The following is a 15,089-nucleotide window of genomic DNA, read 5'->3' on the forward strand; positions in this document are numbered from 1 at the left end:
CAAAAAACCTTTACACCCTGAACTGATCCATCAGTTTCATCTGCTGGGTGGTCAGGGCATTGAGCTGGCTGCTGATCTGCGCCGATTCGGTGGCTTGTCCGGTCAGGGTTTCGGTGACGGTACGAATCGCCGAAACGTTGCGGTTGACCTCTTCAGCCACGGCGCTTTGCTGTTCGGCGGCGCTGGCGATCTGCAGGTTCATGTCGCTGATCACCGTGACCGCGTCGCTGATTTTGCCCAGGGCCTGGACCGCTTGCTGGATCTGCCCGGCGTTGCTGTGGGCCTGGGTCTGGCTTGAGTGCATGGTGGCGACCACGCCGCGGGTGCCGCTCTGGATGCGTTCGATCACCAGGCGAATTTCTTCCACCGAGTCCTGGGTGCGCTTGGCCAGGTTGCGCACTTCGTCGGCGACCACCGCAAAACCGCGACCGCTCTCGCCGGCACGGGCGGCTTCGATCGCCGCGTTGAGCGCCAGCAGGTTGGTCTGTTCGGCGATGCTGCGGATGACTTCCAATACCGAACCGATCTGCTCGCTGTTGACCGCCAATGCCTCGACTTCAGTCACGGCCTTACTGACTTCGTCGGCCAGTTGATTGATGTCGCGGGTGCTGCGCTCGATGATCTGCATGCCATCGCGGGCCGACTGATCGGCACCCTTGGCCGCGTTGGCGGCGTTCGACGCGCTGTTGGCGACGTCGTGGGCGGTGGCGCTCATTTCATTGGACGCAGTGGCGACCTGGTCGATTTCGCGAAATTGCACCTGCATGCCTTCGCTGGTCTGGCGCGCGATTTCCGAAGACTGGTCGGCGGTGCCGCGGGCATCGGTGATGCTCTGCTTGATCTGCGCGATGGTCGGCTGCAGCTTGTCGAGGAAACGATTGAACCAGTTGACCAGTTCGCCCAGTTCGTCCCGCTTGCCGTAGTTCAGGCGCTGGGTCAGGTCGCCGTCGCCACTGGCTATCGCCTTGAGCATTTGCGCCACGCTGTTGATCGGCCGGGTCACGCCCGAGGCGGTCAGCCACATCAGCAGCAGGCCAATCAGGCCGGCAATGATCGCCACGCCCACCGCTTTGATCGTGCCGCTCTGCTGGGCGTCATCGAGTACCGCTTGCAGTTTTACCGAATCGGCCAGCAGCACTTGCCTGGGCAGGTCGATCACCACGGCCCACGCCTTGGCGTCGGCAATCGGACTGACCGGGTACACCGCCCGAATCAGGTCGCCCTGTTGGAGAATCTTCGGCGCACCGCTGGCAAGCAATTGCAAGATGTCCTTGCCGTCCGCACCCAGGGTGTCACCGATGCTCTTGCCTACCTTCGTCGGATCGACGCTGTACGCCGCCACCACGCCGGTGCCGGAAACGATCAGCATGTGGCCGGCGTTGTTGAACAACTCACGCTGGGAGTCGACCGCCGCTGCTTGCAGCGCGTCGAGGGCGATGTCGATACCGACCACGCCGATGGACTTGCCATCCACCAGCAGCGGTACGGAAATGGTGGTCATCAACACTTCCTTGCCGCCAACGGTATCGGCATAAGGGTCGAGCAGGCAGGTGCGCTTGCTGTCCCGAGGGCAGGTGTACCAGACGTTGTAGGGCGTGCCGCTGAGGTTCAGGGTGGTCTTGGTCATGTCCTCCTCGACCATGATCGTGTTCAGCGCTTCGCCCCCGGCACGGCTCCAGTAAGTGGCGAAGCGTCCGGCTTCGTTGGATTGGCGGGCCGCGTCATTGACGAAATCGCTGTCTTTGCCGTCCAGGCCATTGGGTTCGAATGCCAGCCAGATGCCCAGCACTTTACCGTTGCGTTCGAAGGCGGTTTTCAGGCTCTGGTTCAACTCTTCACGCAGGGCGCCGGGCTCAAGCGACCGCTTGGCGGCCATGTTGCGCATGTCCTTGATCTGGTCCGCCAGGGCGGTCACCACGGTCTGGGTCTCAGCAAACGTCTTCTGCACCCGCACCCCTTGCTCGGCGGCCTTGGCTTGCAGCAGGTTCTGTACGCTCTCGGTGAGCATCCTGCTACTGGAAGCGCTGACCAGTTCATCGTTCTGATTGGTCTGGTAGAGGTTCATGCCCACTATCGAGGCGACCACGCCAAGCAGGCACAGACCGGACAGCAGGACGATTTTCAGGCGGATGGACAGTGAGTCGAACATAGGGCGAGCTCGCGAATGGATGAGGGGGCGGCTGTGAGCCATTGCGGCTCGACACGCCAAATCCATTTAGCGCCATTCAATGCACATCGGCCTGGGGCACAGATTGCATGAGCGCGCGTCCGACGAACGGTCGTGGTTAAACGTTTGCGCGGAAAAATATGCCGAAAAGTGGATAAAAAACGGAGAAAGTCGCGGCGACCTCTAAGGTTGTCGCGCCAGTGACTCCGGTCGCGACCAGATCCACAAATTGCCCAGGCCCATCCCGGTAATTGCCAGGTAGATCGGCCAGCCGTGATCGAGCATGACCAGCATCAGCGTGGCGCACAGCAGCATGCTGACGGTGGCGCTGACCTTGGCCCGGCGCGCGATGATCTTGCCGTTGCGCCAGTTACTGAGAATAGGGCCGAACAGCCGATGATTGTCCAGCCAGGCACTCAAGCGCGGCGAGCTTCGGGTGGCAGCCCAGGCGGCCAGCAGGATGAATTCGGTGGTCGGCAGGCCGGGTATGACGATGGCGACCAGGCCGATGGCGAGGCTGACATAGGCCAGCAGGCCGAAGAGGAGGCGGGCGAGTTTGGAGGAGGCAGGCATGGGGCGCTTGATCGAAATTTATGGACTGACTCGATCCATTGTGGGAGCGAGCCTGCTCGCGAATGCGGTGTGTCATTCGACATAAACGTCGCATGTGCTGACCTCTTCGCGAGCAGGCTCGCTCCCACAGGGGAGGGTGTTTCTTCAGGCAAGTTCTGGGGCGTAAGCCTGTTCCAGCAACACCGTGAAGCGGTTGAAGGCATCGATGGCGCCTTTGTCCAGCTCGGCTTCTTCCTGGGCGCTGAGCTCCAGTTCATCGAGGGTCTTGACGAAGTTTTTCCAACCTTGCGCACGACCACCGGCCGGTTCGCCAAGGTGACGGGCACCGAGGGTCTCGCTCAGGCCGAGGCCCACGGCACGCTTGAGCAAAAACGCTGCGCCCAGCTTCGAGCCTTCGGAGACGAAGAGCCAGCCCATGGCCTGGGCCTTGGTCGGGTTTTGCAGTGCGCCTGCAACCGGCGCCGGCACCTCGGTGTCAAGGTCCGCCAGGTCCGCCTTCGCCGCCTCGGCACGGCAACGGGCTGGCAGGTCCGGAACGACGGCTGTCAGTTCGGCATCGTTGTATAGCGCCACCAGTTCCGACTGGAACAGGTATTGCGCTACCACGAAGCGGGCGAAATTGGCCTGGGTTTCAAAGGGGGCATGGGCTTTGACCAATGCATCGAGCTTGCTGTGCGGCTCGTTGGTGACCTGGTTCAAGCGTTGCGAGCGCAGGGTGGGGCGTTGGGCGGTGTCCTGGGTGGTCATGGCAGATCCTTGGGAAAGAAGAGGCGCTTGGTAACGAGACGAATGAGCAGGTGCATGACAGTAAAAAATCCTCATCGGGCGGCTGTTACAGCGCCCGGTGAGGTGCACGGGGTCAGATATCCCACACCAGATTGATCGCGAAATTGCGTCCAGGCTGGGTCAGGCGATCGAGGTTGGCGGGCTGTGTCACCGAGGCTTCGCCGACGCTGTCGTAGCCGCGTACGTCATCCCACTGCCAGTACTTTTTGTCGGTCAGGTTGTACAGGCCGGCATTCACGGTCAGGTCGTCGGTCACCTTGTAGAAACCCGCCAGGTCGAGCACGCCGTAACCCGGTGTCTTGAACTGCGTGCTGGTGCCGTCCGGGGTGTTGAAGCTGGTGCTGTCGACCCGGGTCTTGCGTTTGACCAGGGTCCAGCTCAGCAATGTGCCGTACTTGTCCTGGTCATAGCCCAGACCGAATACGCCGGTCAGCGGGTTGATACTGTTAAGAGGTTCGCCGCTGTCATCGTTGCGACCATACAGGTAGGCCACAGAACCCTGGGTGTAGAGGCCACGCGGTGCGCCAAAGCTATCCAGGTTCAAGCGCCCCTTGAGCTCCAGGCCCTTGATGGTGGCGTGCTTGATGTTGTTGCTCTGGAAGGTGGTCTCGGTGTAGCCGGGAGTAATGGCGTTCTCGTCGATGAAGTCGCGATATTTGTTGTAGAACACCGCGATATCGAAAGTACCGGCCTCGAACTGCCCGCGCAGGCCGGTTTCATAACTCTTGCTCTTTTCTGGTTCGAGGTCGGGATTGGGCGCGACCTGATACCCGCCAGCCAGGTTTTCGAAGCGACCATAGAGAGCCTTGGCGGTCGGCGTGCGGAAGCCTTCAGCGTATTGGCCGTACCAGGTGTAGTTGTCATCGAAGCGGTAGGTCGTGCCGAATTTCGGTGACAGGCGATGCCAGGTTTTTTCGTCGTCGTTCACCTCACCGTTGCCGCTCTGGTCGGCAGTGGCCAGGAACTCTTTGGTCAGGTGCGGCTTGAGCTGGGTGTAGTCGTAGCGCAGGCCGGGCACGAAGGTCCAGTTGTTCCAGGCGATCTGGTCCTGGGCGAACAGGCTGTAGGTGTTGATGGTCGGATCCGGAAAATCACTGGCCGGGGTCAAAGTGTCGGCAGCGCTCGCAGCATTCATGACGCGGCAAGCGCCGGCCACGGTCAGGCAGGTGCCGCTACCGGTGCGCAGGCCGGTGACTTTGTCCTGCTTGATGGTGGTGCCATAAGTGATCGCATGGTCGGTGTCGGCAATGGCAAACGCCTTGTCAGCCTGGGCATCGAATACCCATTGGCGATCCTTGTAGGTGGTATCGCGGTGACGCAGCACCGTGCGTGACGGTGCGTAGATTTCTTCGGTGCGCTGGTCGGTCTTGGCAATCTGGTAATTCAACGTCCACTTGATGTTGTCAGCCAGGAGGCTGTCCACAGCGAAACGGTGATCCAGGCCGAAGCGCTCGCGGGTGATGGTGTCGTTGCCGGTGCGCGATTTGTAGAAGCCGAAGCCGCGTCCTGCGTTGAACGGGCCACCCACGGCGCTTAGCTGATTGGTGTCGCGATCGTCCTTGTAGTGCTCGTAAGTCAAGCCGAAGCGCGCATCGTCGGCGTAGTTCCAGTCGAGCTTGGCCAGCACGTTGGTGGTGCGCACGTCCTCGGGGTTGGCTTCGGTGCGGTCCAGGCCGGTTCCACCGGTTTCGCCATGGGACTGCGTTTCGTGGCCATTGCGCTGGCTCAGGTGCAGCAAGCCGTCGAAGTCGCCGGTGCGACCGGCCACGGTGCCGGAGGTGAGCCAGCTTTCATCGGCCGAGCTGTAGCCGGTCTTCAGGCGAGCACCGACGTCCTGGCCTGGCTTGATGATGTCGTCCGCGTCCAGCGTGTAGTAGCTGACCGCGCCACCAATGGCGCTGCTGCCGTACAGCACCGAAGCCGGGCCGCGCAGTATTTCCACGCGCTTGACGATTTCCGGGTCGACATAGTTGCGGTTGGTCTGGGCGTACGGACCATTGAAGAAACCATCGGGCACCTGGACTCCGTCGACCTGGGTCAGCACGCGGTCACCGTCGATACCGCGGATGTTGTAGCCGGAAAGGCCCGCGCGGGTCCCGGTGCCGCCTACCGATACACCCGGTTCGTAGCGCACCAGATCCTTGATGCTGTTGACGTTGTTGCGGTCGAGTTCCTCGCGGGTGTGGACGGTGACGGTGCTGGGCACGCTGCTCACGTCCTGTTCCTGGCGCGTGGCGCTGATGGTCACCTGTTCCAGATTCAGGGTCCCGGCGCTGCTTCGGCGCTCCAGCACGATGTTGTTGTTGCCGAGTTTGCGATAGCTCAGGTTGGTCCCCACCAACAGGCGATCCAGGGCTTTTTCCGCTGGCAGCGATCCGCGTACGCCCGGTGAGTCCATCCCTTGCGCCAGTTCGGCTGAAAAGCCGACCTGCCAGCCGGTCACTGCGGTGAACGAATTGAGTGCCGACACCAGCGACTGTGGCGCAATGGCGAATGCGTAATCGCCCATTTTGCGCGCCGACTGTTCAGGGGCCGTGGCGGCCATGACGGGCACAGCACCGGCCATCAGAATGGCGGCGGTCAGCAGCGACAGTACGCAAGAAGGTGAACTAACTGGGCGGGTAAGGCGAGAGGACATCGATAGCGCTCCGTGTCGCACGAATCTTTATAGGTGCTGATTGGCATTTAGAGATGCGAATCAATTGCATTGGCTATAACGAGACGTACGAGGTTCAGCTATCGAGTAAAAATAATTCTCATTTAGTTCAAGATGACCAGCGCCGGGTATTCCTTGAGCTGTGCCGAGGCAATGTGAGCCAGCGAGCGGACCACGTCCAGCGGCTGGTCGAGACGATAATTTCCGGTCACGGCAACATTCGCCAACTGCTCATTGTTGTTGATGATCCAGCCCGGATAGTAGCGACGCAGCTCTGCCAGCACCTGGCTCAGCGGGCAGTTTTCAAACACCAGGCGACCCTGGACCCAGGCCAGGTCAGTGGCCGCATCCAGTTTGGCCGGCTGGTCGAAACCATTGGGGCCGATGCGGATGCTTTCCCCGGCTGTCAGGCGCACCCTCGCATCGTCGTCGCCGGTGGCGCGCAAGTCGACATCCCCGCGCTGCACTCGAACCTGGGTTACGCCGTCGAGGTAACGCACGGCAAATGCTGTATCGCGAACACTCGCGGTAACCAGGCCCGCGTCAATTTCCAACGGCAGACCGCGATGCGGCTGCACGTCGAAAAACGCCTCGCCCTGATACAGGCGGGCCACGCGCTTCTGGTCGTTGATGGTGCTGGAAAACGCCGAGTTGGTATTGAGCAGGACTTTCGAGCCGTCCTCCAGTTGCAGGCGCTGGCGTTCACCGACCACGGTCAGGTGATCGGCCTGCAGGCGCATCGGCAGATTGCTGAAGCTGAACAAGCCGAGGATCAGCACGGCGGCGGTGGCCAAGGGTCTCCAGTGCGGGCGCAGACGCGACAGCGCAGTGACTTTGACTGGGCTCGATGCCAGTTTTTGCGCGCATTGCGTGACTTGCGCACCGTTCCATATCGCCTGCGCCCTGGCGAACGCCTCGGCGTGCGCAGGGTCTGCCGCGAGCCATTGGTGGAACTGGCGGGTCTGTTCTTCGCTCGGGCTGTCCAACACGATCAGCCAGTCCAGGGCCTGGTCCATCGCCTCGGCTGTGGCCTGCGCCGGTGAGGGCGAAGGGGCGCGGTGGGTGTCCGTCACGGTGTTTCCTCGGCGTGTCTGTGCACGGCTGTTTTTTTAGTGAAGCGCAAAAGAGGGCCAAGGGTAGCCCTGATGAACAAGGTCGTCGAGCCGCGGGTGGCTCAGTGGCCTTTCGACCGGTCGGCGACGCCGATGCAGATGGTCATGATCAACTTCAGCTCCTTCTGCACGGTACTGAGTGAGACGCCGAGTTTCTCGGCAATCTCCAGATAGCTATGGCCGTGCAGGCGGCTGAGGATGAAAATTTGCTGCTGGCGGGAGCTGAGTTGACTGAGGCGCACATTCAAACGCTCGAGCAATTGTCCGGCATGGGCGGCGTCCTCGGCACTGCTGGCGGGGGCGGCGATGCTGTCCACCACGTCCGGTGGCACGTCATCGACCATGGTGCGCGAGTGGATGCGCCGCGCGCGCAAATGGTCCAGTGCCAGGTTGCGGGCAGTCTGGAAAACGAAGGGTTCCAGGTGATCGATGGCCCGCTCGCCAAGCGCACGACTCACCCGCAGGTAGGTCTCCTGCAAGAGGTCTTCGGCGGTACTGTGATTGTTGACCATCCGTTCCAGCGTGCGCAGCAGAGAGATTCGCTGGGAGATGAAGACGTCGTTGAAACGCGATTGACTCACGGGAGGACCTGATCCATTTCGAGTGAATGATAATGCTTATCATCCGCTCGAATGGTCAAGCCTTGATTTGTGAAGGGCTACGCCCGACCCTGCAGATACATGGGGTAATCCGGAATCCGATGCCCGTGTGCCTGATCCATCAGCGGGCTGCTGAGCAGGTAGTCGGCGCTGCATTCATTGCACGCCACCGGAATGTTCCAGACCGCTGCGACCCGTAGCAATGCCTTGATGTCGGGGTCGTGTGGCTGAGGTTCGAACGGGTCCCAGAAGAACACCAGCATGTCGACCCGTTGCTCGGCGATTCGCGCGCCGAGCTGTTGGTCTCCGCCCAATGGGCCGCTGATCATGCTCTCCACCGGCAGGTCGAGACGTTGTTGCAATAACAAACCGGTGGTGCCGGTGGCGACCAGTTCATGTTGCGCGAGCCGGTCTTTCTGCCGTTCGGCCCAGTCCAGCAAAAACACTTTGCAGTGGTCATGGGCGACCAGGGCGATACGCTTGCGCGCAGCCATGGTTTTTTGGGTAAACGTAATGCCGATCATGGGTACAGCTCCAAAGCTTTATGCGTCCTGTGTAGGAGCTGCCGCAGGCTGCGATCTTTTGATCTTGTTTCTAAAAAACAAAATCAAAAGATCGCAGCCTGCGGCAGCTACTACAGGATTGCGTCAACGCGGAACGAGTCGTCGTAATTCATCGCTTATTCGGCGTTGCACAGCGCCAGGCAGTTATCGAGCATGCGGTTGGAGAAGCCCCATTCGTTGTCGTACCAGGCCAGCACCTTGAGCAGCTTGCCGCTGGACTTGGTGTGGTTGGCGTCGAAGATCGACGACAGCGGGTTATGGTTGAAGTCGCTGGAGACCAGCGGCAAGGTGTTGTAGCCGAGAATTTTCGAGTGCTGGCTGGCTTGCTTGAGCAGTGCATTGACCTCTTGTGCGCTGGCTTCTTTTTTCAGCTGCACGGTCAGGTCGACCAGGGATACGTTGATCACCGGCACGCGCACCGCCATGCCCGTCAATTTGCCCGCCAGTTCCGGCAGCACCAGGCCGACCGCTTCAGCCGCACCGGTCTTGCTCGGGATCATGTTCTGCGTGGCCGAACGGGCGCGGTACGGGTCGGTGTGGTAGACGTCGGTCAGGTTCTGGTCGTTGGTGTAGGCATGGATGGTGGTCATCAGGCCACTTTCGATGCCCAGTTCGCGGTGCAGCACCTGGGCCACCGGGGCCAGGCAGTTGGTGGTGCACGAGGCGTTTGAAATAATCTGGTGCGACTGGCGCAGAATGTCGTGGTTGACCCCATATACCACGGTGGCGTCGGCACCCGTGGCCGGGGCCGAGATAATCACTTTGCGTGCACCGGCCGTAATATGCGCGGCGGCTTTGGCGCGGTCGGTGAACAGACCGGTACATTCGAACACCACATCAATCTTTTCCGCGGCCCAGGGCAAGTCGGCCGGATTGCGAATGGCGCTGACCGCGATACGGTCGCCGTTGACGGTCAGGCTTTCCTGATCATGCTGGACATCGGCGTCGAACGTGCCGTGAACCGTGTCGTACTTGAGCAAATGCGCATTGATTGCGCTGTCACCCAGGTCGTTGATGGCGACGATCTGCAGATCCTGGCGATAGCCTTGGGTATAGAGTGCTCGGAGGACGTTGCGACCAATACGGCCAAAACCATTGATTGCGATTCGTAGAGTCATTTGTCAGCGCCGCCGTCGTTTTGTTGTTGGAATTACAAGATTATTCGCAAAAAAATAGAAAACAAGCCTTTTTAATGGCAATATTTTGTTCAATCTACAACGAGTGACCTGAATCAACTGGTCCGAATGGTCAGAAAAGCCGTCTGTCATCCCATCGACACCGGTGTTTGATCAGCATAGACAATCAGGTCGCCACATCCGTTAGCCTGGAGTTCTACACATGCATCCCCGCGTACTTGAGGTCACCGAACGGCTTATCGCCCGCAGCCGCGCCACGCGTGAGGCTTACCTTGCACTGATCCGTGATGCCGCCAGCGACGGTCCGATGCGCGGTAAGCTGCAATGCGCCAACTTCGCCCACGGCGTGGCCGGTTGCGGCAGCGACGACAAGAACAGCCTGCGGATGATGAACTCCGCCAACATCGCGATTGTTTCGTCATATAACGACATGCTCTCGGCGCACCAGCCGTACGAAGTCTTCCCGGAGCTGATCAAGAAAGCCCTGCGCGAAATCGGTTCCGTCGGCCAGTTCGCCGGCGGCACCCCGGCCATGTGCGATGGCGTGACCCAGGGCGAGCCGGGCATGGAACTGAGCCTGCCGAGCCGTGAAGTGATCGCGCTGTCCACCGCCGTGGCGCTCTCGCACAACATGTTCGATGGCGCGCTGATGCTCGGCATCTGCGACAAGATCGTCCCGGGCCTGATGATGGGCGCGCTGCGCTTCGGCCATCTGCCGATGATCTTCGTGCCGGGCGGGCCGATGGTGTCGGGTATTTCCAACAAGCAGAAAGCCGACGTGCGCCAGCGCTACGCCGAAGGCAAGGCCAGCCGTGAAGAGCTGCTGGAGTCGGAAATGAACTCCTACCACAGCCCTGGCACCTGCACCTTCTACGGCACCGCCAACACCAACCAGTTGCTGATGGAAGTCATGGGCCTGCATTTGCCGGGCGCTTCCTTCGTCAACCCGAACACGCCACTGCGCGACGCCCTGACCCGCGAAGCGGCGCACCAGGTGACGCGCATTACCAAACAGAACGGCGACTACCTGCCGATCGGCGAAATCGTCGACGAGCGTTCGCTGGTCAACTCCATCGTTGCCCTGCACGCCACCGGCGGCTCGACCAACCACACGTTGCACATGCCGGCGATTGCCATGGCGGCGGGCATCCAGTTGACCTGGCAAGACATGGCCGACCTCTCCGAAGTCGTGCCGACCCTGAGCCACGTCTACCCGAACGGCAAGGCCGACATCAACCACTTCCAGGCCGCGGGCGGCATGTCGTTCCTGATCCGCGAACTGCTGGACGCCGGGTTGCTCCACGAAAACGTCAACACCGTGCTGGGCCACGGATTGCGCCGCTACACCATGGAACCGTTCCTCGATAACGGCGAACTGGTCTGGCGCGAAGGCATCACCGAAAGCCTCGACGAAAGCATCCTGCGTCCGGTTGCCCGGGCGTTCTCGCCGGAGGGCGGCCTGCGTGTGATGGAAGGCAACCTCGGTCGCGGCGTGATGAAGGTGTCGGCCGTGGCATTGGAAAACCAGATCGTCGAAGCGCCGGCCATGGTGTTCCAGGATCAGCAAGACCTGGCTGATGCGTTCAAGGCCGGTTTGCTGGAGAAGGATTTCGTCGCGGTGATGCGTTTCCAGGGCCCGCGTTCCAATGGTATGCCGGAATTGCACAAAATGACGCCGTTCCTCGGCGTGCTGCAGGATCGCGGCTTCAAGGTTGCCCTGGTCACTGACGGGCGCATGTCCGGCGCGTCGGGGAAAATCCCGGCGGCCATCCACGTCAGCCCCGAGGCCTACGTGGGTGGGCCTTTGGCGCGGGTGCAGGAGGGCGATATCATCCGCGTCGATGGCGTCAAAGGCACCCTGGAGCTTAAGGTGGACGCCGAAGAATTCGCAGCGCGCACGCCGGCCAAGGGCCTGTTGGGCAACAACATCGGCACCGGTCGCGAACTGTTTGGTTTCATGCGCATGGCCTTCAGCTCGGCAGAGCAGGGGGCCAGCGCCTTCACTTCTGCCCTGGAGACGCTTAATTGAAACTGGCTTTGGTCGGTGACATCGGTGGCACCAACGCACGGTTCGCGTTGTGGAAAAACCAGCAGCTGGAATCGGTCCAGGTGCTGGCGACGGCCGACCATGCCAGCCCGGAAGAGGCCATCAGCCTCTACCTGGACGGGCTGGGCCTGGCGCCGGGTGCGATCGGTTCGGTGTGCCTGTCGGTGGCAGGCCCCGTGAGCGGCGACGAATTCAAGTTCACCAACAATCACTGGCGCCTGAGCCGCAAGGGTTTTTGCCAGGCCTTGCAGGTGGATCAACTGCTGTTGGTCAACGATTTCTCGGCCATGGCCCTGGGCATGACGCGTTTGCAGCCGGGCGAATTCCGCGTGGTCTGCGAAGGCACGCCGGAGCCGTTGCGCCCGGCGGTGGTCATTGGCCCGGGCACGGGTTTGGGTGTCGGCACCCTGCTAGATCTCGGGGAAGGGCGTTTTGCCCCGCTGCCGGGGGAGGGCGGTCACGTCGATCTGCCGCTGAGCTGTCCGCGCGAGACTCAACTGTGGCAGCAGATCTTCAACGAGATCGGACATGTCAGCGCCGAAACGGCATTGAGCGGCGGCGGCTTGCCCCGAGTCTATCGGGCGATCTGTGCGGTGGACGGCCACGAGCCGGTGCTCGACACGCCAGAAGCGATTACGGCTGCCGGTCTGGCGGGTGATCCGATTGCATTGGAAGTACTCGAGCAATTCTGCTGCTGGCTCGGTCGCGTGGCGGGCAACAACGTGCTGACCACCGGTGCGCGCGGTGGTGTGTACATCGTTGGCGGGGTGATTCCACGCTTCGCCGATTTCTTCCTCGAAAGTGGTTTCGCCCGGTGCTTTGCCGACAAGGGGTGCATGAGCGATTACTTCAAGGGAATTCCGGTGTGGCTGGTGACGGCGCCGTATTCGGGGCTGGTTGGCGCGGGTGTGGCGCTGGAGCAGGCATAAGACCGCGTCGTGCCATTCGCGAGCAGGCTCGCTCCCACAGGATCGCCGATAATCTTGTGGGAGCGAGCCTGCTCGCGAAGAGGCCCGCACAGACACCAAAGATTTACGCTCAATCAGGCATAATCCGCCCAATTCAAACAACAAGGACGCCGCCCCGTGAGCTCAGTCAACAAGTCGATTTTGTTGGTCGATGACGATCAAGAGATACGCGAGTTGCTGGACACCTACCTGACCCGCGCCGGGTTCCAGGTGCGTACCACGCCCGATGGAGCGGGCTTTCGCCAGGCCCTCAACGAGGCCCCCAGCGACCTGGTGATCCTTGACGTGATGCTGCCGGACGAAGACGGTTTCAGCCTGTGTCGCTGGATTCGCCAGCACCCGCGCCAGTCGCAGGTGCCGATCATCATGCTCACCGCCAGTTCCGACGAGGCCGACCGGGTCATCGGCCTGGAACTGGGCGCCGACGACTACCTAGGCAAACCTTTCAGCCCTCGCGAATTGCAAGCACGCATCAAGGCTTTGCTGCGCCGGGCGCAGTTCGGTCAGGAGCGCTCCGGCAGCGAAGTGCTGGCCTTCGATGACTGGCGCCTGGACATGGTCAGCCATCGCCTGTTTCACATCGATGGCGAAGAGGTGATTCTGTCCGGTGCCGATTTCGCCCTGTTGAAGCTGTTTCTCGACCATCCGCAGGAAATCCTCGACCGCGACACGATTGGCAACGCCACCCGTGGCCGCGACTTGATGCCTCTGGATCGCATCGTCGACATGGCGGTCAGTCGCTTGCGCCAACGCCTGCGCGATACGGAAAAACCACCGCGACTGATTCGCACTGTACGGGGCAGCGGTTATCAGTTGGCAGCCAGTGTGGTTGCCTCCAATGGTCACTGATTTCTTGCGCAAGCTGGCCGGCCGCGTGCCGGTGCCACGCTCGCTGCTCGGGCGCATGTTGTTGCTGACGCTACTCGCGGTGTTGTTCGCCCAGGCATTGTCGAGCGTGATCTGGGTTTCCCAACTGCGTGCGACCCAGCTTGAAGGCCTGGTCACCAGTGCGCGCAGCCTCGCTCACTCGATGAACGCCAGCGTCAGTTACCTGCGCTCGTTGCCGGTGGCGTACCGCCCGTTGGTGCTCGACCAGTTGCGCAGCATGGGCGGCACGCGTTTCGTGGTGACGCTCAATGACAAACCCCTGGGCATGGAAGTGCTGCCGATCACCCCGCGCAAGGAGGCGGTGATCAACGCGGTGGACGAAGTGCTGCGCCAGTCCCTGGGGCAGGACACCGACATCTCGGTGACCTTTGTCAGCCCCGAAGACCTGCGGATCTTCAATGGCGGTCTCAAGCTCGACGAACTGCCGCGTTCCTGGGCGCACTACGCATTGACCCTGGAACCGGTGAACCCGCCGGTGCTGGTCACGCAGATCCAGATGGCGCCGGGGGAATGGCTGTACATCGCCTCGCTGCTGCCCGAACCCTACACCAGCCTCGAAGAGCAGGGGCTGCCGGCGCAGCAAATGTGGTTCATCGTCCTCACCAGCGGTTTCCTGCTGTTGTTCATCGGCCTGCTGGTGCACTGGCAAAGCCGGCCGCTCAAGCGCCTGGCGCGGGCGGCGCGCGACCTGTCGCTGGGTGCCGACGTCGAGCCGGTGGCCGAAGGTGGCGGCAGTGAAGTGGTCGAGGTCGGCCGCGCCTTCAACACCATGCGTGAACGCATCAGCCGTTACCTGACCGAACGCAGCCAGTTGTTCAGCGCGATTTCCCACGACCTGCGCACGCCCATCACCCGCTTGCGATTGCGCGTCGAGTTGTTGGAAGACGAAAAGCTGCAAGCCAAGTTCGGTCGCGATCTGGATGAGCTGGAGCTGCTGGTCAAGGGCGCACTGCAGTGTGTGAAAGACACCGACATCCACGAGAACATCGAGCAGGTGGACCTCAATCATGTGCTCGAGTGCCTGGTGGAGCCGTACCTGTCGCCCACCGGTAACGGTCGCGTGACCCAGCAAGGCCGTGCCCTGGCGGCTTATCCGGGCAAACCGCTGGCGCTCAAGCGTTGCATCGGCAACCTGATCGACAACGCCCTGAAGTACGGCCAGAACGCCCACCTGCATATCGACGATGACGACAGCGCCTTCGTCCTGCATGTCGATGATGAAGGACCGGGGGTTCCCGAGCAGCGGCTGGAGCAGGTGTTCGAGCCGCACTTTCGCTTGGCTGGGCAGCAGCAGGGGTATGGGTTGGGCTTGGGGATTGCGCGCAACATTGCCCATAGTCATGGCGGTGAAGTGAGTTTGCAAAATTTGCGCGAGGGCGGTTTGCGGGTGACCCTGCAATTGCCTCGTAGTGTTGATTAGGGATACCGCGTCATCGTTCTTCGCGAGCAGGCTCGCTCCCACAGGAATCGGTGGTGACTTTGTGGGAGCGGGCTTGCTCGCGAAGGCGCCAGGCCATTCAGTACATCCTTCAAGGTAAATGTCACAGCTTGGTGACATAACTCGCCCCCTTCGTTACAAGCCCGCCATCGCCCG

Annotated in this window: 12 protein-coding genes and 1 pseudogene; 4 read left to right on the forward strand and 9 right to left on the reverse strand. The window is 61.4% G+C overall.

The genetic code is table 11. From position 1 onward, the window contains the following. Positions 1 to 10: 10 nt before the first annotated feature. The 9 genes and pseudogenes from AC3WWR_RS02245 to gap all read right to left on the reverse strand — a co-directional run bounded on the left by AC3WWR_RS02245 (position 11) and on the right by gap (position 9,574). Positions 11 to 766, reverse strand: coding sequence for a methyl-accepting chemotaxis protein (locus tag AC3WWR_RS02245; protein WP_371259762.1), 756 nt, complete (start codon positions 764 to 766; stop codon positions 11 to 13). A gap of 102 nt (positions 767 to 868) precedes the next feature. After that, positions 869 to 2,215 (reverse strand): annotated as a pseudogene (locus AC3WWR_RS02250) (methyl-accepting chemotaxis protein); the annotation flags it as partial. Positions 2,216 to 2,350: 135 nt separating this feature from the next. After that, positions 2,351 to 2,740 carry a YbaN family protein gene (locus tag AC3WWR_RS02255; RefSeq protein ID WP_083348347.1) on the reverse strand — a complete coding sequence of 130 codons (390 nt, stop codon included), beginning with the start codon at positions 2,738 to 2,740 and terminating at the stop codon, positions 2,351 to 2,353. Positions 2,741 to 2,884: 144 nt separating this feature from the next. Then, on the reverse strand, positions 2,885 to 3,487 hold the full coding sequence (locus AC3WWR_RS02260; RefSeq protein WP_020797051.1) for a biliverdin-producing heme oxygenase: 603 nt from the start codon (positions 3,485 to 3,487) through the stop codon (positions 2,885 to 2,887). Positions 3,488 to 3,599: 112 nt separating this feature from the next. Then, on the reverse strand, positions 3,600 to 6,164 hold the full coding sequence (locus AC3WWR_RS02265) for a TonB-dependent receptor (RefSeq protein WP_492598426.1): 2,565 nt from the start codon (positions 6,162 to 6,164) through the stop codon (positions 3,600 to 3,602). 122 nt (positions 6,165 to 6,286) lie between these two features. Next, entirely contained in the window at positions 6,287 to 7,255 is a 969-nt protein-coding gene (locus AC3WWR_RS02270; protein ID WP_033043401.1) for a FecR family protein, read from the reverse strand. Between the two features lie 101 nt (positions 7,256 to 7,356). After that, positions 7,357 to 7,875: an RNA polymerase sigma factor gene (locus tag AC3WWR_RS02275; RefSeq protein ID WP_492598427.1), complete on the reverse strand. Its 519-nt coding sequence runs from the start codon at positions 7,873 to 7,875 to the stop codon at positions 7,357 to 7,359. 77 nt (positions 7,876 to 7,952) lie between these two features. After that, the gene (locus AC3WWR_RS02280) at positions 7,953 to 8,417 is read right to left on the reverse strand and encodes a methylglyoxal synthase (protein WP_020797047.1); all 465 of its coding nucleotides are present in this window, start codon (positions 8,415 to 8,417) and stop codon (positions 7,953 to 7,955) included. Positions 8,418 to 8,572: 155 nt separating this feature from the next. Then, a complete protein-coding gene (gene gap, locus AC3WWR_RS02285; RefSeq protein WP_020797045.1) occupies positions 8,573 to 9,574 on the reverse strand; it encodes a type I glyceraldehyde-3-phosphate dehydrogenase in 1,002 nt (333 codons plus the stop codon). 220 nt (positions 9,575 to 9,794) lie between these two features. Between gap and edd the strand changes: the two genes are divergently transcribed. The 4 genes from edd to AC3WWR_RS02305 all read left to right on the forward strand — a co-directional run bounded on the left by edd (position 9,795) and on the right by AC3WWR_RS02305 (position 14,915). Then, complete coding sequence (edd, locus tag AC3WWR_RS02290; protein WP_020797044.1) at positions 9,795 to 11,621, forward strand: phosphogluconate dehydratase; 1,827 nt, start codon at positions 9,795 to 9,797, stop codon at positions 11,619 to 11,621. Further along, positions 11,618 to 12,568: a glucokinase gene (locus tag AC3WWR_RS02295; protein ID WP_492598428.1), complete on the forward strand. Its 951-nt coding sequence runs from the start codon at positions 11,618 to 11,620 to the stop codon at positions 12,566 to 12,568. Before edd ends, AC3WWR_RS02295 begins: the two co-directional genes overlap by 4 nt. Positions 12,569 to 12,724: 156 nt before the next feature. Beyond that, on the forward strand, positions 12,725 to 13,456 hold the full coding sequence (locus tag AC3WWR_RS02300; RefSeq protein WP_020797042.1) for a response regulator: 732 nt from the start codon (positions 12,725 to 12,727) through the stop codon (positions 13,454 to 13,456). Then, a complete protein-coding gene (locus AC3WWR_RS02305; protein ID WP_168757341.1) occupies positions 13,446 to 14,915 on the forward strand; it encodes an ATP-binding protein in 1,470 nt (489 codons plus the stop codon). Before AC3WWR_RS02300 ends, AC3WWR_RS02305 begins: the two co-directional genes overlap by 11 nt. Positions 14,916 to 15,089 lie beyond the last annotated feature (174 nt).

It is taken from the genome of Pseudomonas sp. EB271-G4-1 (genome assembly GCF_058791355.1).

Excerpts from the sequence above, each read along its gene's own strand:
- AC3WWR_RS02245 (WP_371259762.1), bottom strand. The coding sequence starts at position 766 with ATGCAGGTGCAATTTCGCGAAATCGACCAGGTCGCCACTGCGTCCAAT.
- AC3WWR_RS02255 (WP_083348347.1), bottom strand. The coding sequence starts at position 2,740 with ATGCCTGCCTCCTCCAAACTCGCCCGCCTCCTCTTCGGCCTGCTGGCC.
- AC3WWR_RS02260 (WP_020797051.1), bottom strand. The coding sequence starts at position 3,487 with ATGACCACCCAGGACACCGCCCAACGCCCCACCCTGCGCTCGCAACGC.
- AC3WWR_RS02265 (WP_492598426.1), bottom strand. The coding sequence starts at position 6,164 with ATGTCCTCTCGCCTTACCCGCCCAGTTAGTTCACCTTCTTGCGTACTG.
- AC3WWR_RS02280 (WP_020797047.1), bottom strand. The coding sequence starts at position 8,417 with ATGATCGGCATTACGTTTACCCAAAAAACCATGGCTGCGCGCAAGCGT.
- gap (WP_020797045.1), bottom strand. The coding sequence starts at position 9,574 with ATGACTCTACGAATCGCAATCAATGGTTTTGGCCGTATTGGTCGCAAC.
- edd (WP_020797044.1), top strand. The coding sequence starts at position 9,795 with ATGCATCCCCGCGTACTTGAGGTCACCGAACGGCTTATCGCCCGCAGC.
- AC3WWR_RS02305 (WP_168757341.1), top strand. The coding sequence starts at position 13,446 with ATGGTCACTGATTTCTTGCGCAAGCTGGCCGGCCGCGTGCCGGTGCCA.